26 protein-coding genes and 1 riboswitch are annotated in these 26015 nt (G+C 66.4%); of the genes, 13 read left to right on the forward strand and 13 right to left on the reverse strand.

From position 1 onward, the window contains the following. Positions 1-16 precede the first annotated feature (16 nt). From HF877_RS03925 to HF877_RS03935, 3 genes are read left to right on the forward strand one after another with little or no spacing between them, the layout of a single operon-like run. A complete protein-coding gene (locus HF877_RS03925) occupies positions 17-322 on the forward strand; it encodes a hypothetical protein (RefSeq protein ID WP_169619869.1) in 306 nt (101 codons plus the stop codon). 51 nt (positions 323-373) lie between these two features. Beyond that, positions 374-673, forward strand: a complete 300-nt coding sequence (locus tag HF877_RS03930) for a YbaB/EbfC family nucleoid-associated protein (protein ID WP_169619870.1) — start codon at positions 374-376, stop codon at positions 671-673. Between the two features lie 57 nt (positions 674-730). Next, positions 731-1957, forward strand: coding sequence for a primosomal protein (locus tag HF877_RS03935; RefSeq protein WP_169619871.1), 1227 nt, complete (start codon positions 731-733; stop codon positions 1955-1957). A 24-nt stretch (positions 1958-1981) separates the two neighbouring features. Here the strand turns inward: HF877_RS03935 and HF877_RS03940 are convergent, their stop codons facing one another. The 3 genes from HF877_RS03940 to HF877_RS03950 are packed head-to-tail and all read right to left on the reverse strand — an operon-like array spanning position 1982 to position 4806. Continuing rightward, positions 1982-3064: an adenosine deaminase gene (locus HF877_RS03940; protein ID WP_169620005.1), complete on the reverse strand. Its 1083-nt coding sequence runs from the start codon at positions 3062-3064 to the stop codon at positions 1982-1984. 46 nt (positions 3065-3110) lie between these two features. Further along, a complete protein-coding gene (locus HF877_RS03945) occupies positions 3111-4394 on the reverse strand; it encodes a thymidine phosphorylase (RefSeq protein ID WP_169619872.1) in 1284 nt (427 codons plus the stop codon). Continuing rightward, on the reverse strand, positions 4387-4806 hold the full coding sequence (locus HF877_RS03950) for a cytidine deaminase (protein ID WP_169619873.1): 420 nt from the start codon (positions 4804-4806) through the stop codon (positions 4387-4389). The genes HF877_RS03945 and HF877_RS03950 overlap by 8 nt, the downstream gene beginning before the upstream one ends. A 252-nt stretch (positions 4807-5058) precedes the next feature. Here HF877_RS03950 and sdhC point away from each other — a divergent pair, with 252 nt between their 5' ends. From sdhC to HF877_RS03970, 4 genes are read left to right on the forward strand one after another with little or no spacing between them, the layout of a single operon-like run. After that, positions 5059-5466 carry a succinate dehydrogenase, cytochrome b556 subunit gene (gene sdhC / locus HF877_RS03955; RefSeq protein WP_169619874.1) on the forward strand — a complete coding sequence of 136 codons (408 nt, stop codon included), beginning with the start codon at positions 5059-5061 and terminating at the stop codon, positions 5464-5466. A 1-nt stretch (position 5467) separates the two neighbouring features. Beyond that, positions 5468-5908, forward strand: coding sequence for a succinate dehydrogenase hydrophobic membrane anchor subunit (locus HF877_RS03960; RefSeq protein ID WP_169619875.1), 441 nt, complete (start codon positions 5468-5470; stop codon positions 5906-5908). A 15-nt stretch (positions 5909-5923) separates the two neighbouring features. After that, positions 5924-7675 carry a succinate dehydrogenase flavoprotein subunit gene (gene sdhA, locus HF877_RS03965; RefSeq protein ID WP_169619876.1) on the forward strand — a complete coding sequence of 584 codons (1752 nt, stop codon included), beginning with the start codon at positions 5924-5926 and terminating at the stop codon, positions 7673-7675. Beyond that, positions 7675-8454, forward strand: a complete 780-nt coding sequence (locus tag HF877_RS03970; protein ID WP_169619877.1) for a succinate dehydrogenase iron-sulfur subunit — start codon at positions 7675-7677, stop codon at positions 8452-8454. Before sdhA ends, HF877_RS03970 begins: the two co-directional genes overlap by 1 nt. A gap of 117 nt (positions 8455-8571) precedes the next feature. Here HF877_RS03970 and yhjD read toward each other — a convergent pair whose 3' ends face one another. From yhjD to HF877_RS03990, 4 genes are all read right to left on the reverse strand, one after another. After that, positions 8572-9606: an inner membrane protein YhjD gene (gene yhjD / locus HF877_RS03975; RefSeq protein ID WP_169619878.1), complete on the reverse strand. Its 1035-nt coding sequence runs from the start codon at positions 9604-9606 to the stop codon at positions 8572-8574. A gap of 16 nt (positions 9607-9622) precedes the next feature. Further along, entirely contained in the window at positions 9623-10663 is a 1041-nt protein-coding gene (gene trpS, locus HF877_RS03980) for a tryptophan--tRNA ligase (RefSeq protein WP_169619879.1), read from the reverse strand. Positions 10664-10772: 109 nt separating this feature from the next. Continuing rightward, positions 10773-11582 (reverse strand): exodeoxyribonuclease III, encoded by an 810-nt coding sequence (locus HF877_RS03985; RefSeq protein WP_346765059.1) that lies wholly within the window; start codon positions 11580-11582, stop codon positions 10773-10775. A gap of 173 nt (positions 11583-11755) precedes the next feature. Beyond that, the gene (locus HF877_RS03990) at positions 11756-12973 is read right to left on the reverse strand and encodes an NADP-dependent isocitrate dehydrogenase (protein ID WP_169619881.1); all 1218 of its coding nucleotides are present in this window, start codon (positions 12971-12973) and stop codon (positions 11756-11758) included. Between the two features lie 267 nt (positions 12974-13240). Then, positions 13241-13352, forward strand: a riboswitch (SAM riboswitch). Between the two features lie 11 nt (positions 13353-13363). Here HF877_RS03990 and HF877_RS03995 point away from each other — a divergent pair. After that, positions 13364-13525 (forward strand): hypothetical protein, encoded by a 162-nt coding sequence (locus tag HF877_RS03995; protein ID WP_169619882.1) that lies wholly within the window; start codon positions 13364-13366, stop codon positions 13523-13525. After that, on the forward strand, positions 13522-14655 hold the full coding sequence (locus HF877_RS04000; protein WP_240951970.1) for a homoserine O-acetyltransferase: 1134 nt from the start codon (positions 13522-13524) through the stop codon (positions 14653-14655). Before HF877_RS03995 ends, HF877_RS04000 begins: the two co-directional genes overlap by 4 nt. Positions 14656-14663: 8 nt before the next feature. On the opposite strand, the gene HF877_RS04005 is transcribed toward HF877_RS04000, so the two are convergent. Then, positions 14664-15833 (reverse strand): LLM class flavin-dependent oxidoreductase, encoded by a 1170-nt coding sequence (locus HF877_RS04005; RefSeq protein WP_169619883.1) that lies wholly within the window; start codon positions 15831-15833, stop codon positions 14664-14666. Positions 15834-15996: 163 nt separating this feature from the next. On the opposite strand from HF877_RS04005, the gene HF877_RS04010 reads away from it, so the two are divergent. Beyond that, positions 15997-17322 carry an MFS transporter gene (locus tag HF877_RS04010; protein WP_169619884.1) on the forward strand — a complete coding sequence of 442 codons (1326 nt, stop codon included), beginning with the start codon at positions 15997-15999 and terminating at the stop codon, positions 17320-17322. Positions 17323-17367: 45 nt separating this feature from the next. Here HF877_RS04010 and HF877_RS04015 read toward each other — a convergent pair whose 3' ends face one another. Next, positions 17368-17652 (reverse strand): DUF3017 domain-containing protein, encoded by a 285-nt coding sequence (locus HF877_RS04015; protein ID WP_169619885.1) that lies wholly within the window; start codon positions 17650-17652, stop codon positions 17368-17370. A gap of 20 nt (positions 17653-17672) precedes the next feature. Further along, positions 17673-18527, reverse strand: a complete 855-nt coding sequence (locus tag HF877_RS04020) for a bifunctional methylenetetrahydrofolate dehydrogenase/methenyltetrahydrofolate cyclohydrolase (protein ID WP_169619886.1) — start codon at positions 18525-18527, stop codon at positions 17673-17675. A 569-nt stretch (positions 18528-19096) separates the two neighbouring features. Between HF877_RS04020 and HF877_RS04025 the strand changes: the two genes are divergently transcribed. Next, on the forward strand, positions 19097-19237 hold the full coding sequence (locus HF877_RS04025; protein WP_169619887.1) for a hypothetical protein: 141 nt from the start codon (positions 19097-19099) through the stop codon (positions 19235-19237). Between the two features lie 138 nt (positions 19238-19375). Beyond that, entirely contained in the window at positions 19376-19840 is a 465-nt protein-coding gene (locus tag HF877_RS04030; RefSeq protein ID WP_169619888.1) for a tRNA (cytidine(34)-2'-O)-methyltransferase, read from the forward strand. A 76-nt stretch (positions 19841-19916) separates the two neighbouring features. On the opposite strand, the gene fepB is transcribed toward HF877_RS04030, so the two are convergent. Continuing rightward, complete coding sequence (gene fepB / locus HF877_RS04035) at positions 19917-20948, reverse strand: Fe2+-enterobactin ABC transporter substrate-binding protein (RefSeq protein WP_240951971.1); 1032 nt, start codon at positions 20946-20948, stop codon at positions 19917-19919. A 79-nt stretch (positions 20949-21027) separates the two neighbouring features. Between fepB and fes the strand changes: the two genes are divergently transcribed. Then, complete coding sequence (gene fes, locus HF877_RS04040) at positions 21028-22233, forward strand: enterochelin esterase (protein ID WP_346765055.1); 1206 nt, start codon at positions 21028-21030, stop codon at positions 22231-22233. A 26-nt stretch (positions 22234-22259) separates the two neighbouring features. Here the strand turns inward: fes and HF877_RS04045 are convergent, their stop codons facing one another. Continuing rightward, a complete protein-coding gene (locus tag HF877_RS04045; RefSeq protein ID WP_169619890.1) occupies positions 22260-22568 on the reverse strand; it encodes a rhodanese-like domain-containing protein in 309 nt (102 codons plus the stop codon). 182 nt (positions 22569-22750) lie between these two features. Next, a complete protein-coding gene (locus tag HF877_RS04050; protein ID WP_169619891.1) occupies positions 22751-26011 on the reverse strand; it encodes an error-prone DNA polymerase in 3261 nt (1086 codons plus the stop codon). Positions 26012-26015: the final 4 nt, after the last annotated feature.

Genomic DNA, 26015 nt, shown 5'->3' on the forward strand with positions numbered 1-26015 from the left:
CTGCGTCCAACCGGATATGGATCTCACGACTCCCGTTCCGCCGACCGCCCCGATCACCGCGATCGCCCACAATCGCGCGGGCACGATCTCGGTGCGGACCACCGACGACGGCCTCCCGGTCGAGCTGCGCATCGATCCCCGCGAACTTCGCTACGGCGCGGGTGCGCTCGCCGACGAGATCCTCGCCCTGAATCGCGTCGCCGCACAGGAAGCCGCGACGCTCCGTCACCGAGAACTGCACGAACAGGGCGTCCCACGCGAAGTGCTCGACCGGATGCGGCATTTTTCGTACGGCGACGCGCGGGCCGCCCACCGGTCGTGACCGAGCCGGAAGCCGCACGCCCGAATCCGACGAGAACAAGGGGGACCACCGATGAGTGAACAGCAGGTGACGGCGATCGTCGATCGCGTCCGCACGAAACTCGACGCTCTCGAGAGCACCTTGGAAGGGATACACGGCATCCGGGCGACCGCGCAGAGTCCGGACGGCCGGATCGCCGCGCGCGTCGACGGGACGGGCGCCCTCGCGGATCTTCGGCTAGAGGAAGCAGCATGCCGCATGGACGCGCGAGAGCTCGCGGCATCGATCCTCACGACAGTCCATGCGGCGGCCGAGGCAGCCGCCGCACAGCGGGTCGCACTCGTCGACGACCTTCGGGGTGCGCTTCGATGACGTGCTGCTTGCCACCCCGGCTATATTCTCGGCGGCGACATGGCTAGGCTTCGCGCCATGGCTGGAGACATCGTCCCGATAGAGCTCGGTCTCACCGACGGCGACCTCGTGACCCTGTGGGCACCGCGCTGGCGTGAGGGCGACGACGAATGGGAGGCGTTTCTCGGCCACGGCGACGACCTGTACGGATTCCCGAGCGTGGCCGCGATGGTGGCGTTCGTCCGCTCCGGTGGCGACAACGATCTCGTGGAGCATCCCGCGTGGCCCGTGGTCGCCAAGCTCGCCGCTGTCGAGTTCGAACCCGACGACGCGCACTCGTACGACCTGATCGGCGTACCGGAACTCGCGGCCGCCGATCCCGACGCCGAGTCGATCTCCGAACTGCAGGACACGTTCGACATCGTCAGCATCCTCGGCGACGTGTGCGAACTCGATGTCGTCACCAAGTTCTTCGAGCGGACCGAAGTCGATACCCTGCTCCGCCACGGCGCGTCGGCCGTCGCGGGCCGCGAGGGACACGAGCTGTGGAACAGCATCGGCACCGCGATCGCCGAAGACTGGGACGCGGTGATCGACGCACTCGACGCCGTGGTGACCACGCCCGCGGTGGACGAGGCGGTCGTGGCCGAGATCGAGTCGGAACTGGTGGCCTCGGACGAGAACGAACTGGAAGCCGACGACACGGTCCAGGACGAGGTCGACAACGACGAGTACGAGTTCCTCGACGACGACGAAGACGACTTCTGGGCCTCCGTCGGCATCGACCCCATCAAGATCATCACGTCGGACGGTACGTGGTTCACCCTGCGTTGCTACCTCGACGACGACGCGGTGTTCCTCGGGCAGGAGGGACGGATCTTCGTCTTCCCGTCCGAGCGCGTTCTCGCGCGGTATCTCGCCGACAACCACGACCACGACATGTCCCAGCTCGAAACGTACGAGGAGATCCGGATCGCTGCGGTCGACGGGTCGCTCGAGGTCGCTGCCATCGACGACAACGTCTACGTGCTCACGGGCATCGCCGACGACATCGCCGAGGGCATCGCCGCCGTCGACCCGGAACAACTCGAGCTCGCCGTCGAGTTGTTCACCGACGCCGCCGGTTACGCGAACGACGACAGCACCGAAGCGGCCCTCGCGGCATCCACGGAGCTGGGATGGTTCGTCAACTACGTTCTCGAACCCGACCCGGGCCGCCTCGCTCCGAGCGCACCGTTCGACGCCGAAGCTCTCGCGTGGCGTGAACTCGAGCGCGAGTTCGAAGCACGGCTGAACAAGAACTGACGCGTTCGCACCGCTTCGGCCCGCTCAGCCGATCAGGACGGCGTAACCCGGTTTGATGACGTCGTCGATCAGGGCGAGCCGCTGATCGAACGGCAGGAACGCCGACTTCATCGCGTTGATCGTGAAACGCTCGAGGTCGGCCCAGCCGTACCCGAACGTGTCGGCGAGCTGCACCATCTCCTTGGTCATGGTGGTGTCGCTCATCAACCGATTGTCGGTGTTGACGGTGACGCGGAAACGCAACCGCGCGAGCAGGTCGAACGGATGTTCCGCGAGTGTCAGCACGGCCCCGGTCTGCACGTTGGAACTCGGGCACAGCTCGAGCGGGATGCGCTTGTCGCGGACGTAGCTCGCCAGCAGCCCGAGCCGTGGCTCGCCGTTCTCGCCCAGCACGATGTCGTCGAGGATGCGGACGCCGTGACCGAGCCGGTCGGCACCGCAGAAAGCTACGGCCTCGTGGATGGACGGCAGACCGAATGCCTCGCCCGCATGAATAGTGAAGTGCGCGTTGGCTGCTCGCGTGTATTCGAAGGCATCGAGGTGGCGGCTGGGCGGATTACCGGCCTCCGCGCCGGCGATGTCGAAACCCACCACTCCCCGGTCACGGAACCGGACCGCGAGTTCTGCGATCTCCCGGGATCGCGCGGCATGGCGCATCGCCGTGAGCAGACACCCGACGATGATGGGGCGCCCGGCGGCACGCGCCTCCGACTCGCCGGCGCGGAAGCCTTCGAGGACATGCTCGACCACCTCGTCGAGCGTCAGTCCGCGCTCGAGGTGTTGTTCGGGCGCGAACCTGACCTCGGCGTACACGACCCCGTCGTCCGCCAGGTCCATCACGCATTCCCGTGCCACCCGCTCGAGACCTTCCGGCGTCTGCATCACCGCGACGGTGTGCTCGAACGTCTCGAGGTACCGGACGAGGGTGCCGCTGTCGGCCGACTCCCGGAACCAGCGGGCAAGGTCGTCTTCGGTGTCGGCGGGAAGCGACCAGCCGCACGCGTCGGCGAGTTCGAGAACCGTCCCGGGACGCAGCCCGCCGTCCAGGTGGTCGTGCAGGAGCACTTTCGGCGCGAGCTTCACCGACTCGGCCCTGCCGTCGAACATTCCGGGAACCACCGACTCGTCACTCATGTTTCGGGACGGTAGTCCGCTACGGCGTGATCCGCTCGACGATCAGCGGGCGCGGCGGCGGCGCCGTCTCGGAGACGCTGAGCCCGCCACGCAACGCACCCAGCGCGGCGGGAAACCGCCCGGGCGTGTCGGTGTGGAGCGTCGCGACGGGTTGTCCCTTGCGGACGGTGTCGCCGACGACGGCGTGCAGTTCGACTCCCGCGCCCGGCTGCACGGCCTGGCCCTGGTGTTCTCGTCCGGCGCCGAGCCGCCACGCCGCCTTCCCGACGGCGAGAGCGTCGAGCTCGGCGAGCACACCGTCTGCGTCGGCATACAGCGTCTCGGTGTGCGTCGCGGTCGGCAAGGGTGCGTCCGGATCGCCGCCTTGCGCCGCGATCATCGACCGCCACCGGTCCATCGCGCTGCCGTCGCGCAACCGCTCGGCCGGGTCCACATCGTCGATCCCTGCGGCTGCCAGCATCTCCCGAGCCAGGGCGAGGGTGAGTTCCACGACGTCGCCGGGCCCTCCCCCGGCGAGTACCTCGACCGCCTCGCGCACTTCGAGGGCGTTGCCCGCGGTACGTCCGAGCGGAGTGTCCATCCGGGTGATCAACGCGGTGGTCGGGAGATCGGCGTCGCTACCGAGCTCGACCATGATCTGTGCGAGTTCGCGTGCCTCGCCGAGTTCGGTCATGAAGGCACCGGTGCCGACCTTGACGTCGAGCACGAGGGCGCCGGCGCCTTCCGCGATCTTCTTGCTCATGATCGAACTGGCGATGAGCGGGATCGATTCGACCGTCCCGGTGACGTCGCGCAGCGCGTAGAGCTTGCGGTCGGCGGGAGCGAGGTCGGCGCCCGCGGCGCACACGACCGCTCCGACGGCGGGGTCGGTCAGTATCTCGGCCATCTCGACGGTGCTCAGATCGGCGCGCCACCCCGGAATCGCCTCGAGCTTGTCGAGGGTGCCGCCGGTGTGGCCGAGACCCCGGCCGGACAGCTGCGGAACGGCGACGCCGCACGCGGCGACAAGCGGAGCGAGCGGCAAGGTGATCTTGTCGCCGACCCCGCCGGTCGAATGCTTGTCGACGGTGCGCAGGCCGAGTCCGGTGAAGTCGAGCCGACGTCCGGAGTCGGTCATCGCGGTGGTCCACCGGGCGATCTCCGCGCGGGTCATCCCGCGGAACCAGATCGCCATCGCGAGCGCGGACATCTGCGCGTCCTCGACGATGCCGTGGGTGAACGCTTCGATCACCCAGTCGATCTCGGTGCCGGAAAGCTCGTGTCCGTCACGCTTGCGGTGGATGATGCCGATGATGTCAGGCATCGCGGCCTCGCTCGACCCGCACGGCCGCGAGTTGCTCGGGACCGAAGGCATCGGGAAGCAATTCGGACATGGTCCGCGGATGCGGAGCGGAGTCGACGACGAGACCGGGTCCGCCGTGTTCGAGGAGGAGTTGGCGACAGCGTCCGCACGGCGCCAGAATTTCGCCTCGCGCGTCGCACACGGTCACGGCGAGAAGACGCCCGCCACCTTCGGAAAACAAGTTACCGACGAGTACAGTTTCGGCACAAAGTCCCAGCCCATGTGAGACATTTTCCACATTGCACCCGGTGACTATGCGACCATCGACCGTAAGGCCCGCCGCCCCGACGGGAAAGTTCGAATAGGGCGCATAGGCACGGGTCATAACGTCATGTGCTTTGGCGCGCAACATTTTCCAGTCGATGTCCGGCATGGTTGATCATCCTGTCACGGTGGTACAGGCAACGTTGCGGTACCCCCACCGGTCGCCGTCACAGTTGGAAAGGCATACCTAACTTGTTATTTGGGGGCCGTACGAATCGGGGATGAGATTAGTTCCCGGGTTTGCGTTGGGTTTAGAGTCGAACCAAGTCGGTTCCGGTTCGTCGAGCCCGTGCTGCGGTATTCCCCGACAGTAATGAACGGCTCGACGCGTCCACCATTGACGTTGGAGGCACAGCACTCGATGAGCAGCACGACTGAAGCCGCCCCCGCACAGGCGGGGCGCACACGGTCGCTTTACCGGGGGGACCCCGGCATGTGGTCCTGGGTTCTACACCGGATCACCGGCGTGGCGACCTTCTTCTTCCTATTCGTCCACGTCCTGGACACGGCACTCGTCCGGGTCAATCCCGAGACCTATGACAGCGTCATCGAGACCTACAAGAACCCCATCGTCGGTCTCATGGAACTCGGTCTCGTCGCGATGGTGCTCTACCACGCGCTGAACGGTCTGCGGGTCATGCTCATCGACTTCTGGTCCAAGGGCCCGAAGTACCAGCGAGTGATGCTCTGGACCATTCTCGCGATTTGGTTCGTGGTGATGATCCCCGCGGCCGGACGCATCTTCTACAACATGTTTGCGGGGCACTGACATGACCGAAGCAAAGACCCTGGGCACCTCGCACGACCGCCCCGCGAGCCTGGACAATCCGCGCTCGCCGCGTCGCGTCTCGAACAACAACTTCGAGCTCTACGCGTGGCTGTTCATGCGCCTCTCCGGCCTCGCCCTGATCATTCTGGTGCTCGGTCACCTGTTCATCATGCTGATGCTCGACGACGGCGTGCACCGCATCAACTTCGCGTTCGTCGCGGGTCGCTGGTCCAGCCCGTTCTGGCAGATCTGGGATCTGTCGATGCTCTGGCTTGCGCAGTTGCACGGCGGTAACGGCCTGCGCACCGTCATCGCGGACTACGCACGCAAGGACTCCACCCGTTTCTGGCTCAACACGATTCTGCTCGTGTCGATGATCCTGATCATGGGCCTGGGTACCTACGTGATCTTCACCTTCGACCCCAACATCACCGCGAGCTAGGGGAGCTAGAACTCCATGCAGGAACATCGTTACGACGTAGTCATCGTCGGCGCCGGCGGCGCCGGCATGCGCGCGGCCATCGAAGCCGGTCCCCGCGCCCGCACCGCGGTACTCACCAAGCTCTACCCGACGCGCAGCCACACCGGCGCAGCCCAGGGCGGCATGTGCGCAGCCCTCGCGAACGTCGAGGAAGACAACTGGGAATGGCACACCTTCGACACCGTCAAGGGCGGCGACTACCTCGCCGACCAGGACGCGGTCGAGATCATGGCGAAGGAAGCCATCGACGCGGTGCTCGACCTGGAAAAGATGGGTCTGCCCTTCAACCGCACCCCCGAAGGCAAGATCGACCAGCGCCGGTTCGGTGGCCACACGCGCGATCACGGCAAGGCTCCGGTTCGCCGCGCCTGCTACGCCGCCGACCGCACCGGCCACATGATCCTCCAGACGCTCTACCAGAACTGCGTCAAGCACGACGTCGAGTTCTACAACGAGTTCTACGCGCTCGACATCGCCCTCACGGAGACACCGGACGGCCCCGTCGCGACCGGCGTGATCGCGTACGAGATGTCCACCGGCGAGATCCACGTTTTCCACGCCAAGTCGATCGTGTTCGCCACGGGCGGCTCGGGCCGGATGTACAAGACGACCTCCAACGCGCACACCCTCACCGGTGACGGCATGGGCATCATCTTCCGCAAGGGCCTGCCGCTCGAGGACATGGAGTTCCACCAGTTCCATCCGACGGGCCTCGCGGGCCTGGGCATCCTTATCTCGGAAGCAGTCCGAGGCGAGGGCGGCATCCTCCGCAACGCCGACGGTGAGCGGTTCATGGAGCGCTACGCGCCCACCATCAAGGACCTCGCGCCCCGCGACATCGTCGCCCGGTCGATGGTCCTCGAGGTGCTCGAGGGTCGCGGTGCCGGACCGAACAAGGATTACGTCTACATCGACGTGACCCACCTCGGTGAGGACGTTCTCGAGGAGAAGCTCCCCGACATCACCGAGTTCGCGCGGACCTACCTCGGCGTCGACCCGGTCACCGAACTGGTCCCCGTGTACCCGACGTGCCACTACGTGATGGGCGGCATCCCCACCAACGTCGACGGTGAGGTTCTGCGCAACAGCACCGACGTCGTCAAGGGCCTCTACGCCGCCGGCGAATGCGCCTGCGTGTCCGTCCACGGCGCCAACCGTCTCGGCACCAACTCCCTGCTCGACATCAACGTGTTCGGCCGTCGCGCCGGTATCGCAGCTGCCGAGTACGCGAACAGCCACGAGTTCGCCGAGCTGCCCGAGGCCCCGACGAAGTACGTCGACGAGTGGCTCGACCGGATCCTGCACGCCGGCGGCAAGGAACGCGTCGTCGACATCCGCAGCGACCTGCAGCAGACGATGGACAACAACGCGTCGGTGTTCCGCACCGAGGAAACCCTCACCCGGGCGCTCGACGACATCCACGAGCTGAAGAAGCGCTACAAGGAAATCACCGTCCACGACAAGGGCAAGCGCTACAACAGCGACCTGCTCGAGGCGGTCGAACTCGGCTTCCTTCTGGAAATGGCCGAGGTCACCGTGGTCGGTGCTCTCAACCGCAAGGAGTCCCGCGGCGGTCACGCTCGCGAGGACTACCCGAACCGCGACGACGCCAATTACATGAAGCACACGATGGCGTACAAAGTAGGTGAGGACCTTATCTCCGATATCCGCCTGGACTACAAGCCAGTGGTCCAGACACGGTACGAGCCGATGGAGCGGAAGTACTGATGACAACTGTCGAAAGAATCAACGACACCGCCGCCGCGGATCTGCCTCCCGTTCCCGAGGGCGCCGTGATGGTCACGCTCAAGATCGCACGGTTCAACCCGGAGGACGACAAGGGCCAGCACTGGGATTCGTTCCAGGTGCCTGCGCTCCCCACGGACCGGATGCTCAACCTGCTGCTGTACGTGAAGGGCTACCTCGACGGCACCCTGACGTTCCGTCGTAGCTGCGCACACGGCGTCTGCGGCTCCGACGCGATGCGGATCAACGGCGTCAACCGCCTGGCGTGCAAGATCCTGATGAAGGACATGCTCCCCAAGGACGGCAAGCCGGTCACCATCACCGTCGAGCCCATCCGCGGCCTGCCGGTCGAGAAGGATCTGATCGTCGACATGGAACCCTTCTTCGACGCGTTCCGCGCCGTGAAGCCGTTCCTCATCACGACGGGCAACGAGCCGACCCGCGAGCGCATCCAGTCGCAGGCCGACCGTGCGCGGTTCGACGACACCACCAAGTGCATCCTCTGCGCCTGCTGCACCACGTCGTGCCCGGTGTACTGGAGCGACGGCAGCTACTTCGGTCCCGCTGCCATCGTCAACGCTCACCGCTTCATCTTCGACTCGCGTGACGAAGGTGCTGCCGAGCGTCTGGACATCCTCAACGACAAGGAAGGTGTGTGGCGTTGCCGCACCACCTTCAACTGCACCGACGCCTGCCCTCGTGGCATCCAGGTGACGAAGGCGATCCAGGAAGTCAAGCGCGCGCTGATGTTCGCTCGCTGACACGCACACACCGCGCAGCGCGGGTCCGGCCCCTCGGGGACGGGCCCGCGCTGCCGTCTGCCCATGTGTCACAGACGCGCCCGCACCCTCACGTGCGACGCACGCGCGTCTCCGGGATCACTTGCGGCGCAGGCGCGCCGCCGCGAGAACACCACCGAGGACGCCGGCTCCGAAGATCGCCACACCGCGTCGCGCATCGAGCCCCTCGCGGACCTCGAGTCGCGGCGAGATGAATGCGGACTCGGGCGGGGGACGGTGTGCCAGCGCGAGATTCGCGCGCGACGATGCCGCGAGGGCCGTACAGAACAACACCAGCCGCGCGGTGAGGTTGGCGAACACGAGCAGACCGAGGATGGGGCCGAACGCGACGCCCGCCGGCCCGACCAGCACCCTCTCGAGATACAGCGAACCGGCCTGCTTGAGAATCTCGAATCCGATTCCGGCGAGCGTTCCGGCGAAGATCGCGCTGCGGAAGGCAACGGGTTCGCGCGGGAGCCGCGCGATCACCCAGGTGAACACAGCCGCGGTCGCGGCGATCGAGAAGAGCAGCGCCGCGATGCGCAGCGCCACTCCGATACCGACGATGTTCTGCAGGTTGAGCACCTCGACCACCCGGCGCATGATCGGGCCGCTGCTGACCGCGGACAAGCCCAGCGACACCACCATCGCCAGGGCCAGACCGAGAAGCGCCGCACCGTCCTTGAGCTTGACGATCACGAAGTTCGGTTTGTCCCGGGCGTAGTCCCACATCGCCGTCAGGGCGTCCCGGAGATTCGCCATCCACGCGAGCCCGGCGTACACCGCGGTAAGTGAGCCGATGAGACCCACCGTGCTGCGCGCGTTGATCGCGGAGTCGATCAGGTCCTGGACTGTGCCGCCGAGTTCTCCCGGGATGTTCTGAGCGATGACGTCGCGAACGTCGTCGAGCAACTCGGGACGCCCGGCGAGCACGAAACCGACGAGAGAGAACCCGACCATGATGATCGGGACGATCGCGAGCACCGTGAAATACGTCAGTCCGGCGGCGTAGTAGTCACCTTTCTGGCTCTGATAACGGTCGGCTGCCCGCATCAGCCGGTCGAACGAAGGATGTGCGGCGCGCTGGCGCTCGAGAAAACTCGGCTTCTTGTCGCCGTCCGGCTCGCCGGCCATCAAGGCACTCCTTCATCTACTTTCGGGGCAGGAATCCCACCCTGTCATAGACCTGAGCCAGCGTGCGGGACGCAACCTCTCGCGCACGATCCGCGCCGTGATCGAGGATGCGGAGCAGTTCCGCCTCGTCGCTCAGGTACTCGTCCACGCGCGCGCGAATGGGGGTGACGAACTCGGTGAGCACCTCGGCGGTGTCGGCCTTGAGATCGCCGTAACCCTTGCCCTCGTAACCCGCGACGAGGTCGTCGATGCTCCGCCCGGACAGGGCCGATTGGATCGTGAGCAGGTTCGAGACACCCGGCTTGGTCTCCCGGTCGAACCGGATTTCGCGCTCGTTGTCGGTCACCGCCGAGCGGATCTTCTTCGCGGACACCTTCGGATCGTCGAGAAGATTGATCAGGCCGGCGTCGGTCGCGGCGGACTTGCTCATCTTCGAGGTCGGGTCCTGCAGGTCGTAGATCTTGGCGGTTTCCTTGACGATCATCGGCTCGGGTACGACGAAGGTCTTGCCGAAACGGGAGTTGAACCGCTGAGCGAGGTCGCGGGTGAGTTCGAGGTGCTGGCGCTGATCCTCGCCCACCGGAACGTGGCTGGCGCGGTAGAGCAGGATGTCGGCGGCCATCAGAATCGGGTACGTGAACAACCCGACGCCCGCGTGGTCGGTGCCCTGCTTGGCAGCCTTGTCCTTGAACTGCGTCATTCTCGAGGCTTCACCGAACCCGGTGATACAGCTCAGAACCCACGACAGTTCGGCGTGCTCGGGCACCTGGCTCTGCACGAACAGCACGGACTTCTCCGGGTCGATCCCGATGGCGAGCAACTGTGCGGCGGAGACGAGGACGCGCTTGCGGAGAAGCTTGGGTTCGTAGGGAACGGTGATCGCGTGCAGATCCGGGATGAAGTAGAACGCGTCGTTCTCGTCCTGCGCGGGAACCCACTGCGCCAGCGCACCGAGAAAGTTCCCGAGGTGGAACGAATCCGAGGTGGGCTGGATGCCGGACAGCACGCGCGGGCGTGCCTTCGGCTTCGTGGTGTTCGAAACTGCGGTGCTGGACATGTCTCGATAATTTCACGAATCGGTTTCGGTGATGCCACCGAGGTCCGCCTGCGCTTCTGCGATGCGTCAGGGGTGCGTCAGCCGAGCGTCGAGGGTTCGTCGGAGAGCGTCAGGAGAAGGTCACCGTCACGGGTGCGTGATCCGACCAGCGGTCGGCGTATGTTGCGGCACGTTCCACTCGGGCATCGGTCACGCGCGCGGCCAGGGCCGCGGTCACGAGGTGATAGTCGATCCGCCACCCCGCGTCGGTGTCGAAGGCTTTACCGCGGTACGACCACCACGAATACGGCCCGGGCACGTCGCCGTGCACGTCGCGGACCACATCCCGCCACCCGGCATCGAGCAGCTCGGCCACCCAGGCTCGCTCGCCCGGAAGGAAGCCCGATTTCTTGACGTTGCCCTTCCAGTTCTTGATGTCGCGCTCCGTGGGGGCGATGTTCCAGTCGCCGCACACGACCATGTCCCTGCCCTGGGCCGTCACCGCAGCCGACCGCTCCGCCAGGTACGCCCCGAAGCCCTTCATGAAGCGCTCCTTGTCGTCCTGCTTGGGTGTCTGCGCCTCCCCGGTGGGCAGGTAGAGGCTGCCCACGGTCACGGCACCGAAATCCGCTTCGATGTACCTGCCCGCCGCCGAGAACTCCTCGGCGTCGAACCCCACGCGCACCGCGTCGGCGGGGATGCGGGACAGAATCGCCACACCCGCGCGTCCCTTGGCCGACGATTCGGCTCCGACACAGTGCCAGCCGGATTCCAGCGCGGGCGCGATCGCGGCGTGGAACTGCTGCTCGGTGGCGCGCACCTCCTGCAGGCACACGACGTCGGCTACCGTCCCGGAAAGCCAGTCCAGCAGGCCTTTGCCGGCGGCAGCGCGGACGCCGTTGACATTCACGGTGGTGATGATGAGCGACACGGCGGTCACCGTATCCGACATGTCGGACGAGTCCGACGCACGGCGTCCTCGTTCGTGGCTCCCGCCACGCCCCGACGAACCCTACGACCCGAACACACGGGCGGCAGGAACAGCCTGCCCGACACGACACGGGACGCCCCGAAGGGCGTCCCGTGTCTGTGCTGCCTAACCGGAGAGCAGGGTCAGGCGCGAGCCTTCTGCAGGTTCTCGTCGAGCGCGCCGAGGAACTCCTCGGTGGTGAGCCACGCCTGCTCGGGGCCGACCAGCAGAGCGAGGTCCTTGGTCATCTGGCCGTTCTCGACGGTCTTGATGACGACGTCCTCGAGCTGCTGTGCGAACTCGATCACCTCGGGGGTGTTGTCGAGCTTGCCACGGTGCTCGAGACCGCGGGTCCAAGCGAAGATCGACGCGATCGGGTTGGTCGACGTCGGCTTGCCCTGCTGATGCTGGCGGAAGTGGCGGGTCACGGTGCCGTGTGCGGCCTCCGCCTCGACGGTCTTTCCGTCCGGGGTCATCAGGACCGACGTCATCAGGCCGAGCGAGCCGTAGCCCTGCGCGACGGTGTCGGACTGGACGTCGCCGTCGTAGTTCTTGCAGGCCCAGACGTACCCACCCTCCCACTTGAGCGAGGAGGCGACCATGTCGTCGATGAGGCGGTGCTCGTAGGTCAGGCCCGCGGCGTCGAACTCTGCCTTGAACTCTTCCTCGTAGATGCGCTGGAACTCGTCCTTGAACATGCCGTCGTAGGCCTTGAGGATCGTGTTCTTCGTCGACAGGTACACGGGGTAGTTGCGCTGCAGACCATACGACAGTGATGCGCGCGCGAAGTCCTGGATGGACTTCTTGTAGTTGTACATACCCATGACGACGCCGCCGTCGTCGGGGATCTGGCACACCTCGTGCTGGATCGGCTCGCTGCCGTCCTCCGGGGTGAAGGTGATCGTCACGGTGCCCGGACGGTCGACCTTGAAGTCGGTGGCGCGGTACTGATCACCGAATGCGTGGCGGCCGACGATGACGGGCTTGGTCCAGCCCGGCACCAGGCGCGGCACGTTCGAGATGATGATCGGCGCGCGGAAAATGGTGCCGCCGAGGATGTTACGGATGGTGCCGTTGGGCGAACGCCACATCTTCTTCAGGCCGAATTCTTCGACCCGCGCCTCGTCCGGCGTGATCGTCGCGCACTTGACGCCGACGTTGTGCTTCTTGATGGCGTTGGCCGCGTCGATGGTCACCTGATCGTCGGTGGCATCGCGGTGCTCCACACCGAGGTCGTAATATTCGAGATCCACGTCCAGGTACGGATGGATCAGCTTGTCTTTGATGAACTGCCAGATAATGCGGGTCATCTCGTCGCCGTCGAGTTCGACGACTTTACCCTCAACTTTGATCTTGGACATGTGCGCTTCTTGTCCTCCTAGGACGTTTACTTGGTCCCCAATCGACTGTGCTTTGTGAGCGCAGTCGCCATCGGCTCGGTACGAGCGAGCATGGCCCTGTCCCGCGTACTGACAGCGACCAAACAAGACAAGCGTACTGCTATCCGACGCGTCCGCAAAGCGGCAATACCGCCCTCGACTACTACCGACCGGTAACCTTGCCGCTGGTCACAGCCGCTGCGGGACCCCATGCCCCTTCGCGCGCGAGAGTCGCTAGACTTTCGGCGAGGTCATGAGTGCCAGCGCGAAGCCCCGGCTTGCTGGCCGGCAACCCTCCAGCCAGGGTGGGGTGCTCCGGGTGAGGACACGGTCGTCGGAAGGCCGACGGCAAGCCGGTTTCGGGAGGGTGAGATGACGAGCGAACAGCTCCTGCTCCGCGCCCTCCCCCAGGGTTCGAAGGACATGATGAGCGACACCCAGTACATCTTCCCCCCGAGCGGCCGGGCCGTCGAGTCGATCACGCTTGCCCGTGGCGCCTCGTTCTCTCCCCACGCCGAGGCGGTCACGCCTTGACCACAGACACGGACACGCAGCCGGCGCACGTCGAACTGCCGCCCGCCGACGGACGCCTGCAAAAGATCCGCATCGGCTCCCTGAAGCTCGAGAGCGGCGAGTCGCTTCCGGACGTCACGATCGCGGTTCAGCGATGGGGTGCGCTCTCTGCTGCCCGCGACAATGTCGTTCTCATCGAGCACGCCCTGACAGGTGATTCGCATGTGACCGGCCAGGCCGGTCCGGATCATCCGTCGCCGGGCTGGTGGTCGGGAATGGTCGGTCCCGGAGCCCCGCTCGACACCGATCGGTGGTGCGTGATCTCCACCAACGTGCTCGGCGGCTGCCGCGGCACCACCGGCCCGGGAAGCCTCGCACCCGACGGCACGGCCTGGGGTTCACGGTTCCCCCAGATCACCGTGCGCGATCAGGTCGCCGCCGAAGCCGCACTGCTCGACGCGCTCGGCATCGACACTCTCGCCGCTGTGACCGGCGGCTCCATGGGCGGTATGCGCACACTCGAGTGGATCGTCACCCACCCCGACCGGGTACGCGCTGCGCTCGTGCTCGCGACCGGCGCACGCGCGACCGCCGACCAGATCGGCATGCAGAGCACGCAGATCGCCGCGATCACCGCGGATCCGGACTGGCAGGGAGGCGACTACTACGGCACCGGCCGCATCCCCGCGACCGGTCTCGGCATCGCCCGCCGGATCGCGCACCTGACCTACCGCACCGAACTCGAACTCGATGCCCGGTTCGCGAACCACCCGCAGGACGGCGAGGACCCGTGGCGCGGGGGGCGGTACTCGGTGGAGGGGTACCTCGAGCATCAGGCCGACAAGCTCGTGGCACGGTTCGATCCGGGCACCTACGTCGTGCTGTCCGAAGTGATGAACCGGCACGACGTAGGCCGCGGCCGCGGTGGAGTCGACGCTGCGCTTGCTTCCACTCCCGTGAAGACCATCGTCGCCGGCGTCGACTCGGACCGCCTGTATCCGCTGCGGTTACAGCAGGAGATCGCGGACGGGCTCCCGGGAGCCGACAGGCTGCGCGTTCTCGTCTCCCGCAACGGCCACGACGGCTTCCTCACCGAAGCGGAAGCCGTGGCGAAACTGCTCGACGAATTGATGGTGCTGGCGCAGGGCTGACCGCGGCCCTACCGGGCGGACGGCAGGAACGCCGTCGAACCCGACAGATCGCCCGGCCGATCCTCGCGCGGCGCCACCAGGCCGCGTCGCTCGAGGATCGGCCGCACACCCTCACCGAACCGATATGCCTCTTCGAGGTGGGGATACCCGGAGAACACGAAGTGGTCGAGCCCGACCGCCGCGTACTCGGCGATCCGATCGGCGACCTCCTCGTGTGAGCCGACCAGCGCCGTGCCCGCGCCACCCCGAACCAAGCCGACACCGGTCCACAGGTTCGGCGACACCTCGAGACTGCGCGCGTCGCGGCCCGCGGAGTAGGCGGCCCCTCCCCCGTGCAGTTCCACCATCCGCCGTTGCCCTTCCGATCCCGAGCGGGCCAGACTCTGCTGCGCCTTCTCGATCGTCGCGGGATCGAGTCGCGAGAGCAGCCGGTCGGCCTCCGCCCACGCCTGTTCCGACGTGTCCCGGCTGATGACGTGCAGCCGGATGCCGTAGTCGAGGGTGCGTCCCTGGATGTCGGCCAGCCCACGGATCCAGGCGATCTTGTCGGCGACCGCGCTCGGCGGCTCACCCCAGGTGAGGTAGGTGTCGCAGTACCTCGACGCGACGGTTCCCGCGGCGGGAGAAGACCCGCCGAAGAACAACGGCGGTGCCGGGTCGGGAATGCGCTGAAGCTGTGCGTTCTCGACCTTGATGTAGTCGCCGTCGAAGTCGACCGGTCCGTTGCCCGCCCACAGCCGGCGGAGAACGTCGAGATACTCGCCGCACCGCGCATAGCGCTGGTTCTTGTCGAGAAAGTCGCCGAAGGTGCGCTGCTCGTGATCTTCACCGCCGGTGACCACGTTGAGGAGCAGCCGGCCCTGTGATTGCCATTGGAAAGTCGCGGCCATCTGGGCGGCGAGGGTCGGGGAGATGAGCCCGGGACGTAACGCGACGAGGAACTTGAGAGTGTCCGTGGTGTCGATCATCATCGCCGTGGTCAGCCACGCGTCTTCGCACCACGCTCCGGTCGGCGTGAGCACCGATTCGAACCCGCTGGACTCGGCAGCGGCTCCGATCTGGTTCAGATAGCGCAGGGTTGCGGGACGATCTCCCGCCATCGAGCTTCCGTGACCTCCTGCCATGAGATTCCGGGAGTCCCCGTAGGTGGGCAGAAACCAGTGCAGATGCAAAGACACGCGACATCCTCGGGTCGACGGCAGGCATGAAACGGAGCTCAGTACATCAGGGCTCCGCGGTGTGGAGCGACAGTTGGAATCAGCGTGAGCAGAACCGGTGCGGTGCAGTCCCGGTGGTGGTTAGCGTCGCCGGGTTGCAGACCTCTACAGACGGATCGAGCCCATGACCACGCTGTCCCAGCCCACTCCCGCGCCCGGGATCGAATCGGATCCGGAGCGCCGCAAACGCCTGCGCACCGTCGTCGCGGCCAGTCTGCTCGGCACCACCGTGGAGTGGTACGACTTCTTCCTCTACGCCACCGCCGCGAGCCTGGTGTTCAACCAGCTTTTCTTCCCCGACCAGAGTTCCTTCGTCGGAACGATGCTCGCGTTCGCCACCTTCGCGGTGGGCTTCCTGGTGCGACCGATCGGCGGCGTCGTCTTCGGCCATATCGGCGACCGCATCGGCCGCAAGAAGACACTCGCGCTCACGATGTTCATCATGGGCATCGCCACGGCCCTGATGGGAATTCTGCCGACCCACGAGCAGGTGGGAGTTCTCGCACCGGTCCTGCTGCTGGTGCTGCGCATCCTGCAGGGCTTCGCCCTGGGCGGCGAATGGGCCGGCGCGGTGCTGCTCGCCGTGGAGCACAGTCCGGAAAAGAAGCGGGGCCTGTTCGGGAGCATTCCGCAGGTCGGTCTGGCCCTGGGTCTCGCACTGGGCACCGGGGTCTTCGCAGCACTACAGGTGATCTTCGACGACGAGCAGTTCCTGGCGTACGGATGGCGCATCGCCTTCCTTCTCAGTCTTGTTCTCGTCGTCGTGGGGTTCGTCGTCCGGCTCAAGGTCGACGAGACCCCCGCGTTCCGTGAGGTCCAAGACCTCGCGAAGAGGTCGGCGGCGCCACTGTTGGACGTCTTCCGGCCGGCGGTCCGCCGCGGCACGGTTCTGGGTCTGCTCTCGAGATGGGGCGAAGGTGCCGCCTTCAACACGTGGGGCGTGTTCGCGATCGCCTACGCCACCAAGGATCTGAACTTCGAGAAGGTGCCGGTGCTGCTGGTGGTCACCGTGGCCGCGCTCGTGATGGCTGCGCTGCTGCCGCTGTCGGGCCTGCTGGTGGACAGGTTCGGCGCGAAACGGATCTACCTCATCGGCATCGCGGCCTACGGCGTCGCCGTGTTCCCCGCGTTCGGGCTTTTCGGAACGAACAGCCTCGTCTGGTTCGCGGTCGCCATGGTCGTGGTCTTCGGCATCGTCCACGCCCTCTTCTACGGCGCGCAGGGAACTCTGTATGCGAGCCTGTACCCCGCGGAAATCCGGTACACGGGATTGTCGGTGGTCTACCAGTTCTCCGGCATCTACGCGTCGGGCGTCACCCCCATGATCCTGACCGCGCTCATCGCCGTCGGCGGCGGCAGCCCCTGGATCGCATGCGCCTACCTCGTCGGGACAGCCGCGGTCAGCGTCATCGCGACCGCCCTGATCCGTAAGCAGGATCTGCACCTCTGAACCGGGGGCTGCGGGCGGGATACCGCCCGGCCCACCCGCAGCCGGCTATCCGGTGCCGAGCGGATCGATGGACGCCGCGAGCGCGACGATGACCCCTCCGACGACGAGGAGCGCCCCCACGTCGAAGCCCTTGCTGCGCACCGCGAGTACACCGACCCGACTGTCGTCGAGAACCCACCGCAGCAGCCCCGCAAGGATCGTGGCACCCCCGAAGACGAACGCGCCGCGCCGCCACCGGTCCGCGAGAACGAGCGCCACCGCGATCGCGATCACCAGAGTGACGGCAATGAGCGGCAGATTCAGACGTGCGAACCGCAAGGCCCGGCCCATGACTGTGTGCCCGTGCCCGGTCAGCGCGCCGCGAGTTGCTCTGCCCGCTCCACCACGTTGGTGAGCAGGAAGGCGCGGGTGAGCGGTCCGACGCCGCCGGGGTTCGGGGAGACGAAACCCGCGACCTCGCGCACATCGTCGGCGACGTCGCCGCGCAGCCCGTCCGGAGTGCGCGAGACGCCCACATCCAGGACTGCCGCGCCCGGCTTGACCATGTCGGCGGTGACGAGTCCGGGTACGCCGGCCGCCGCAATCACGATGTCGGCCCGGCGCACCTCCGCGGCGAGGTCCCGGGTGCCGGTGTGGCACAGCGTGACGGTGGCGTTCTCGCTGCGGCGCGTGAACAGCAGCCCGATCGGGCGGCCGACGGTGACACCGCGGCCCACGACCGTCACGTGCGATCCCGCGATCGGCACGTCGTAGCGCCGCAGGAGGTGCAGGATTCCTCGCGGCGTGCAGGGCAGTGCCGCCTCTTTGCCGAGCACCAGACGACCGAGATTGATCGGATGCAGCCCGTCGGCGTCCTTGTCTGCGTCGATCCGCTCGAGGGCAGCGTTCTCGTCGAGGTGCCGGGGCAACGGCAACTGCACGATGTATCCGGTGCAGGCCGGATCCGCATTGAGCTCGTCGATCGCCTGCTCGAGCTGTTCCTGGGTGATGTCGGCGGGCAGGTCCTTGCGGATCGACGTGATGCCGACCTTCGCGCAGTCGTTGTGCTTGCCCCGCACGTACGCTGCCGATCCCGGGTCGTCGCCCACGAGGATGGTGCCGAGGCCGGGCGTGATGCCCTGCTCCCTCAGCACGGCCACTCGTGCCTTCAGGTCCTCGAAAATCTCGTCGCGGGTTGCTTTGCCGTCCAGGATCGTCGCAGTCACGGTTCCATTGTTCCAGGCGACTGCGCGCCGCGGATCGTCAGCCCGCGTGCGCGGGTCGCGGTCTGCCGATTCCGGTTGCCGTCCGCCGTGTAGAGCCCGGGGCGGGGTCATGTCATGAGCGGTGCCCGGCTCACCCACGTTGCCGCCTCGGGGCTGTTGCAGCGTGAGCAGGCCCGGCAGAACTCGGGCCGGATACTCCCGGGCGACTCCATTCCGGAACATCCACCGGCACCACCGCGGTGTCACTTGTCAGCGTGCGCGCCAAGGGGTTGTTGCGCGGCCGACACGGATCGGAACAAAACCGCAAGATGTTGCTTTCGCACAACAACATTCGATGACGGAGCGTGCGCGAAATGGACACAACCGGTCCACCACCATCAACACAGCTCGGCAGTCTGTCATTCGAACCCATTGACGTAGAAGACTTTTCACAACCTTGCCGCGGCATCGAGACCGCCGGGCCACATCTGCCGTCGCGAACCTCGCCGAAGCCGATACACAATCAGTAACGGATTGTCGTGTGCGCGCGACAATCCCGTTGACACACAACCGAAAACAGGAGGCACACCATGGGCTCGGTCGAAATCTTGCAATGGATCGGCGACGGGTACGTCGCAGGAGAGCCGATACAGTCCGCGCTCTTCACCGCTATTGCTTTCCTCGGGATGCCGTTCGCGGTGATCCACCTCCTGCTGGGGGGATCCTTCTAGTCGGCAGCGCATGTGCTCGCCGTCCGGAAACATCCGTCTTCTGCGGGCGACTCGGAGCCGGTCGCACCCCGGCCACCATCGGGGCGCGACCTCCCAGGCCCAGGGCGTTTACCGTCGTGGTGCTATCTTTCTCTGGTTATGTTCAGAGTGATGTTCCACGAACCACGCATTCCGCCCAACACCGGCAACGCCATTCGAATGGTTGCGGCGACGGGTGCCGAACTGCACCTCGTGGAACCACTCGGGTTCGACCTCTCGGAGCCGAAACTGCGCCGGGCGGGTCTCGACTACCACGACCTCGCGTCGGTCACGATTCACGCCGATCTTGCTGCCGCGTGGGAGGCACTGCGCCCCGAGCGCGTGTACGCCTTCACCGCTCACGGCACCACCGGTTACGCAGAGATCGAGTACCGGCCGGGCGACGTGCTGCTGTTCGGACCGGAGCCGACGGGGCTCTCGGAAGAGGTCTTGTCCGACCCGCACGTCACCGCGCAGGTCCGCATCCCGATGCTGCCGGGCCGGCGCTCGCTGAATCTGTCGAACGCCGCCGCGGTGGTCAGCTACGAAGCCTGGCGCCAGAACGGCTTCGAGGGCGCCGTCTGATTCGCTTCCCTCTCGACACGGCAGTGGCCGGGCGTCGCTGGGATGCCCGGCCACTGCCGTCGGATCGCGGTGACGACTATGCGAGTGCATCCACGATACGGTCGACGACATTGTTCGCGCTGTAGTAGTCGAGACGGAAGCTGTCGTAGCCCAGCGCGTAGACCTTGCCGGTACGCACCGAGGGAATCTCCGCGAGCAGCGGATCGGCCCGCATCGCGCCGGCGGCAGGGTGTTCCGCACTGATGACGAATGTGATGGCGCCGGGCAGTGCCCGCGAAAGGTTCTCGACGCCGACGGGTACAACGTCGGCGCGACCTGCCATGACGCCCTTGTCCGCGTTCGCGATGTCGTCGGGCAGCGCCGCAGTGGTCAGGCCGAGCCGTTCCGCGAGCTGTCCCTGAGCGGACACTGCAGTGAAAATCCGAGAATCTTGCGGGGAGTTGTAGGTGAGGATGTTGACCTCGGAGGAGTCCGACAGTGCCGGCGCGATCGCTGCGCGGGCTTCATCGACCTTGGTGTCGAATTCGGAGATCAGTTCTTCTGCGCGCTCCTCCGCGCCGACCGCAGCGGCAAGAGCCGTGGTCATTTCCTGCCAGGATTTGTCGGTGTAGTCGAACACGAGTGTGGGCGCGATCTGCGACAGGACGTCATACCTCTCCTTGGCAGAATCGGCCCCGCCGGCCGAGACGACGATCAGATCCGGTGCGGCAGCGGTGATCCGCTCGATGTTCGGCTCACCCTGGTACAGGGTTTCGACCCCGCGCTCGTCCGCGGCATCGGCCCACTGACTGAACCGGCCCTGCTCGTCGGTGGTGTTGCTCGTGGGCTGGGCGCCGGTGCCGATCAGCGGGGCGTCCAGTGCGAGCAGTGATCCGGTGAGGGTCACGCTCGTCGACACGATGCGCTCCGGCGGTGCATCGAGAGTGATGGGGCCGTCGGCGGTGTCGACGGTGCGTGGCCATTCGCCGGACACGACCGACGGCTGCGACGCCTCTTCTGCAACTTCCTCGGATGAACACGCGACGGCCGCGGTGCCGACCGCGAGTACGCCGAGCGCCGCCACGAATCGGGTGGCGAACGCTCGGCGACGAGGCATTTTCGGGGACAACGGAATCCTCCTGCGTAGCAATAGCGGTACGATACGCACCATACTGTTAGGTAAGCATGTCCTAAGTAGAGGGGTGCCTGTGCGTGGTGTCGGAGAAATCGGGTGGGACATCCACGCCGTGGATCTGCTCGAGCGCCGTTTACACCGCGAAGGTGCCCCGCTCATCGATCCCGGTCCTGCGGGCCACGTCACCGCGACGTTCGTCTTCCGGGTTCCCGCCGGTTCCGGTATTCGTCACGTCTATCTGGATGCCCACGGCATCACCGATCGCCACAATCCCGAGTCCCAGGCACTGCACCGACTCGGCGACAGCGACCTGTGGACGCTGCCCGTGGTGCTGCCCGAGGCATGGCGGGGAAGCTACGGGTTCCTACCGCGTACCGAGCCGATCACGCGTCCGGCCCTGGGTGAAACCGAGTGGGAATGGTGGCGAGGAATTCTTGCCGGCCTGGTGACGGACCCTGCCAGCCGCCTCCCCACTTTCTCGTTCATGGGTGGCCGGGCTCGCTCGGAAGCCGTGATGCCGAGCGCTCCGCCGCAACTCTGGTGGGACCATTCCGCGATGAGGGCGCGCGGGACGATGACCGAAGAGTTCCGAACGATAGCCGGGGTGCGACGCCGGATCTGGATCTACGAACCGCCCGGACTGCCCGAGCGCGACCGTCCGGTGTTCGTGGTGTTCGACGGCCAGGTTGCGGCAGTGGAGGTTCCCATCGCGGCGGCCTTCGACCTCTTCACCGAACGCGGCGTCCGGGTTCCGCTGGTGGTGATGATCGACAGTATCGATTCCGTTGTTCGATCCCGTGAACTTCCGTGCAGTGCAGAGTTTCTCGGCGCATTGACCGATGAGCTTCTCCCCTACCTGCGAGCGGAGTGGAATGCCACCGGCGACGCGCGTTCCGTCCTCGCGGGCGGGTCGAGCTACGGCGGACTGGCAGCGAGCTATGCGGCACTGCAGGCTCCGCGGCATTTCGGTGGCGCCGTGAGCTTGTCCGGCTCGTTCTGGTGGCCGCGGCCGGGCATGCCGGGACAACCCGACGCGACAGCCCGGTCCATACAACGGCAACTCGACGACCTCGAGCCGCACGAGTCACGATTCTGGATGCGTGCCGGAGTTCTGGAGACGCGGTTGATCGAAGAGAATCGCGACGTTCGGCGCCTGCTCCACGTAAAGGGTTTCGACGTCGACTACCGCGAATTCTGCGGCGGTCACGACAACGTTCATTGGCGCGACGGGTTGGTCGCGGGAGCCGCAGCACTCCTCGGCACCGCTGCCGCTCACTGAGTGCTGCAGCCCCGCGGCCGCTGCCGCTACTCGCCGCTCTCGGTGGGCCTGCCCGAACGCGCCCACCCGTCGGTGCCTGCGGCGACGGACACCGCGTCGATTCCCCGGCCCGCGAGATAGTTGGCAGCCTGGAGGCTGCGTCCACCGACGGCGCAGATCACGTACACGGTCCCGGTCGTGGGAATCTCGTCGATCCGGGCGACGAACTCGCTGAGCGGGATGTTGGTCACGCCGGGCACGCGCACCTGGGCGTATTCGTCGCGTTCGCGTACATCGATGACGGGTGCTCCGTCGGCGAGTGCGGTCTCGAAGGCAACCAGGTCGACCTCACGCATCGGTGTGGGTCCTCTCGATCAAGGGTTTCGTCGGGTACTCCGGACGAGCATCGCAGTCGCGTGACGAGCCACACGACCAGGTTGACGATTCCGGGGGCACACGATCGGGAACGTCCCACGGTAGCGCGACCCCGCACGCCACCATCCAGGCACCCGATGCAGACCACCGACAGTCGCGGGTATCAGTGAAAGTCGCGCGACTTGCCCGGCATCCGCAGGTCCAGAGGTTCCAGGTGGTCGGCGAGCAGCGTCACCACCCCGTCGGCGTTCTGGAGCCGTCCCCGGACGAGTAACGCCGAGGCGGTGTGCGCGAGGGTGCGGTACCGCGCCCACAGCCCGACCGAACACACCACGTTCACCATGCCGGTTTCGTCCTCCAGGTTGAGGAAGGTGACGCCTGCGGCCGTTGCGGGTCGCTGCCGGTGCGTCACCGCCCCTCCGACGAGCACCCTCGTTCCGTCCGGCACGTCGAGCAGTCGCGACGCCGGAACCACGCCGAGCGCGTCGAGCCGTGCACGCAGGAACTGCGTCGGGTAACTGTCCGGGGACACCCCCGTGGCCCAGACATCGGCGGCGGCCAGCTCGAGGGCGCTCATGCCCGGCAGTGCCGGCGCCACGGCGGTCGCCCCCACACCGGGCAGTCGCCCCGGGCGCTGAGTGGCAGCGGGGGCAGCAGCCCACAGCGCCTCACGCCGGGTGACGCCGAACCCGCCGAGCGCTCCGGCGGTCGCGAGTGCCTCGGCCTGCGCAGTGGTGAATTCGATACGCGCGGTGAGGTCCAGGAACGAGGTGTACGGGCCGTGTTCCTGCCGTTCGGTGACGATCCGTTCGGCAAGGTCCTCGCCGATGTGCCGCACCGACGCAAGACCGAGCCGCACTTCCTTCCCCGCGTTCTCCACCGTCGCCTGCGCGAGGCTCGCACCGATGTCGGGACCGTGCACGATCACCCCGTGCCGGCGTGCGTCGGCGACGAGCGACTGCGGAGAGTAGAAGCCCATCGGCTGCGCCCGGAGCAGACCCGCACAGAATGCGGCGGGATGATGCAGTTTGAACCAGGCGGAATAGAAGACGAGCGACGCGAAACTCTGCGAATGGCTTTCGGGGAAACCGAAATTCGCGAACGCATGCAGTTTCTCGTAGATGCCGTCGGCGACGGCGCCGGTGATGCCGTGCAACTCGCGCATCCCGTCGTAGAGGCGGTCGCGCAGGCGCTCCATCTTCTCGGGCGATCGCTTCGATCCCATCGCCCGTCGCAACTGATCGGCCTCGGCTGCGCTGAACCCGGCGGCATCGACTGCCATCTGCATCAACTGTTCCTGGAACAGCGGGACACCGAGGGTGCGTTCGAGCGACTTCTCGAGACACGGATGGTCGTAGGTGACCGGTTCGAGTCCGTTGCGACGGCGGATGTACGGATGCACGGACCCGCCCTGGATGGGTCCGGGCCGGATGAGCGCCACTTCGATGACGAGGTCGTAGAAGTTCCGGGGTTTCAGACGCGGCAAGGTTGCCATCTGCGCGCGTGACTCCACCTGGAACACACCCACCGAGTCGGCGCGGCGCAGCATTTCGTACACGCCGTCCTCGGTCAGGTCGAGTTGCGCGAGATCGACCCGGACACCTTCATGTTCGGCGACGAGATCGATCATGTAATGCAGCGCGGAGAGCATTCCCAGTCCGAGTAGGTCGAACTTCACGAGTCCCGCGGCGGCACAATCGTCCTTGTCCCATTGCAGGACGGTGCGGCCCGGCATTCGCGCCCATTCGACAGGGCACACATCGGAGACGGGCCGGTCGCAGATCACCATGCCGCCCGAATGGATTCCGAGATGTCGTGGCAGGCCTTCGATCTGCTCGGCGAGATCGAGAACGGCAGTGGGGATGTCTGCGTCGGTTTCGACGCTCACCCCTCCCCATCTGCTGATCTGTTTGCTCCACGCATCCTGCTGCCCCTGCGAGTAACCGAGCGCGCGCGCCATGTCGCGAACCGCCGACCTTCCGCGGTAGGTGATGACGTTGGCGACCTGCGCGGCGTGGGTCCGGCCGTATTTCGCATAGACGTGCTGGATTGCTTCTTCGCGCCGATCGGATTCGATGTCGAGGTCGATATCGGGAGGTCCGTCGCGCTCCGGTGACAGGAACCGTTCGAACAGTAGTCGGTTGCGCACGGGGTCGACGTTGGTGATGCCGATGGCGTAACAGACAGCAGAGTTGGCAGCCGAACCTCTTCCCTGGCAAAGGATGTCGTTGTCCCTGCAGAACTCGACGATGTCGTGGACGACCAGGAAGTAACCGGGAAAGCCGAGACTGCCGATGATGCCGAGTTCGTGCTCGATCTGCCGGTACGCATCCCGGTTGTGCTCGACCGGTCCGTACCGGCGGAGTGCGCCCGCGTAGGTGAGGGCACGCAGCCACGTGAACTCCGTGTGCCCGTCGGGCACGTCGAACGGAGGTAGCTTCGGGGCGATGAGCCGCAGGTCGAAAGCACATTCGCGGCCGAGTTCCGCCGCGGTGTGCACGGCACCGGGAAAGGCCGTGAACAGCCGGGCCATCTCGGCTCCGGAGCGGAGATGGCCGCCACCGGCGGGAGGGAGGCGACTCGCTGCGTCGTCGAGGCTCTGTCGATCGGATATGGCCGCCATGGCCATGGCGAGTCGTCGGCGCTCCGGCCGGGCGAAGTGTGCGGCGGTACCGGCGACAGACGAAATTCCGTGGCGCTCCGCGAGTCCGAACAGTGCGACATTGCGTTCGTAATCGTCGGGAGTTCCCTGCCACGTGAGTTCGACGGTGACGCGGTCGGGCCCGAACCGGTCGACGAGATCGAGCAGAGCCGCTTCGGCGGCTCCCGGACCACCGTTGTCGAGGGCACGGCGCACGTGTCCGTTACGGCACCCGGTGAGGATCTGCCAGTGGCCGCCCGCCGCATCGGTGAGCGCGTCGTAGTCGTAACGAGGTTCGTTCTTCTCCCCTCCGACCAGGTGTGCATCGGCGATCTGCCGAGACAACCGGCGGTACCCTTCCTGTCCGCGGGCGAGCACCAGCAGATGCGCATCGTCGAGCGTCAACTCCGCACCGAACACCGTCCGCATATCGAGTTCCCGCGCGGCTTCGGCGAAGCGCACGGCGCCGTACAGGCCGTCGTGATCGGTGATCGCGAGAGCCTCGAGGCCGAGACACACCGCTTCTTCGACGAGTTCCTCCGGGGTCGAGGCACCGTCGAGGAAGCTGAACGCCGAGTGCGTGTGCAGCTCGGCATACGGCACCACCGGGCCGTCGGGTGGCCGGGCCCGACTTTCGTACTCGCCTCGGGTGCGGCTCCACGCCGGGCTGTCGTTGCCGTCGCCGGGGTGGACGGGATCGCGGCGGGATGCGCCGGACGGAGGCCTGCCGGACAGGACACGCTCCATCTCCGACCAGGTCGGCGGGCCGTTTCCCCATCCCATTCCG

It is taken from the genome of Rhodococcus sp. BL-253-APC-6A1W (assembly GCF_012843405.1).
Lineage (GTDB): Bacteria > Actinomycetota > Actinomycetes > Mycobacteriales > Mycobacteriaceae > Rhodococcus.

What these genes read in the sequence shown, in the direction of transcription:
- HF877_RS03925 (WP_169619869.1), top strand. Translation starts at nt 17, where the DNA reads ATGGATCTCACGACTCCCGTTCCGCCGACCGCCCCGATCACCGCGATC.
- HF877_RS03930 (WP_169619870.1), top strand. Translation starts at nt 374, where the DNA reads ATGAGTGAACAGCAGGTGACGGCGATCGTCGATCGCGTCCGCACGAAA.
- HF877_RS03935 (WP_169619871.1), top strand. Translation starts at nt 731, where the DNA reads ATGGCTGGAGACATCGTCCCGATAGAGCTCGGTCTCACCGACGGCGAC.
- HF877_RS03940 (WP_169620005.1), bottom strand. Translation starts at nt 3,064, where the DNA reads ATGTTCGACGGCAGGGCCGAGTCGGTGAAGCTCGCGCCGAAAGTGCTC.
- HF877_RS03945 (WP_169619872.1), bottom strand. Translation starts at nt 4,394, where the DNA reads ATGCCTGACATCATCGGCATCATCCACCGCAAGCGTGACGGACACGAG.
- HF877_RS03950 (WP_169619873.1), bottom strand. Translation starts at nt 4,806, where the DNA reads ATGCCGGACATCGACTGGAAAATGTTGCGCGCCAAAGCACATGACGTT.
- sdhC (WP_169619874.1), top strand. Translation starts at nt 5,059, where the DNA reads ATGAGCAGCACGACTGAAGCCGCCCCCGCACAGGCGGGGCGCACACGG.
- HF877_RS03960 (WP_169619875.1), top strand. Translation starts at nt 5,468, where the DNA reads ATGACCGAAGCAAAGACCCTGGGCACCTCGCACGACCGCCCCGCGAGC.
- sdhA (WP_169619876.1), top strand. Translation starts at nt 5,924, where the DNA reads ATGCAGGAACATCGTTACGACGTAGTCATCGTCGGCGCCGGCGGCGCC.
- HF877_RS03970 (WP_169619877.1), top strand. Translation starts at nt 7,675, where the DNA reads ATGACAACTGTCGAAAGAATCAACGACACCGCCGCCGCGGATCTGCCT.
- yhjD (WP_169619878.1), bottom strand. Translation starts at nt 9,606, where the DNA reads ATGGCCGGCGAGCCGGACGGCGACAAGAAGCCGAGTTTTCTCGAGCGC.
- trpS (WP_169619879.1), bottom strand. Translation starts at nt 10,663, where the DNA reads ATGTCCAGCACCGCAGTTTCGAACACCACGAAGCCGAAGGCACGCCCG.
- HF877_RS03990 (WP_169619881.1), bottom strand. Translation starts at nt 12,973, where the DNA reads ATGTCCAAGATCAAAGTTGAGGGTAAAGTCGTCGAACTCGACGGCGAC.
- HF877_RS03995 (WP_169619882.1), top strand. Translation starts at nt 13,364, where the DNA reads ATGACGAGCGAACAGCTCCTGCTCCGCGCCCTCCCCCAGGGTTCGAAG.
- HF877_RS04010 (WP_169619884.1), top strand. Translation starts at nt 15,997, where the DNA reads ATGACCACGCTGTCCCAGCCCACTCCCGCGCCCGGGATCGAATCGGAT.
- HF877_RS04015 (WP_169619885.1), bottom strand. Translation starts at nt 17,652, where the DNA reads ATGGGCCGGGCCTTGCGGTTCGCACGTCTGAATCTGCCGCTCATTGCC.
- HF877_RS04025 (WP_169619887.1), top strand. Translation starts at nt 19,097, where the DNA reads ATGGGCTCGGTCGAAATCTTGCAATGGATCGGCGACGGGTACGTCGCA.
- HF877_RS04030 (WP_169619888.1), top strand. Translation starts at nt 19,376, where the DNA reads ATGTTCAGAGTGATGTTCCACGAACCACGCATTCCGCCCAACACCGGC.
- HF877_RS04045 (WP_169619890.1), bottom strand. Translation starts at nt 22,568, where the DNA reads ATGCGTGAGGTCGACCTGGTTGCCTTCGAGACCGCACTCGCCGACGGA.
- HF877_RS04050 (WP_169619891.1), bottom strand. Translation starts at nt 26,011, where the DNA reads ATGGGATGGGGAAACGGCCCGCCGACCTGGTCGGAGATGGAGCGTGTC.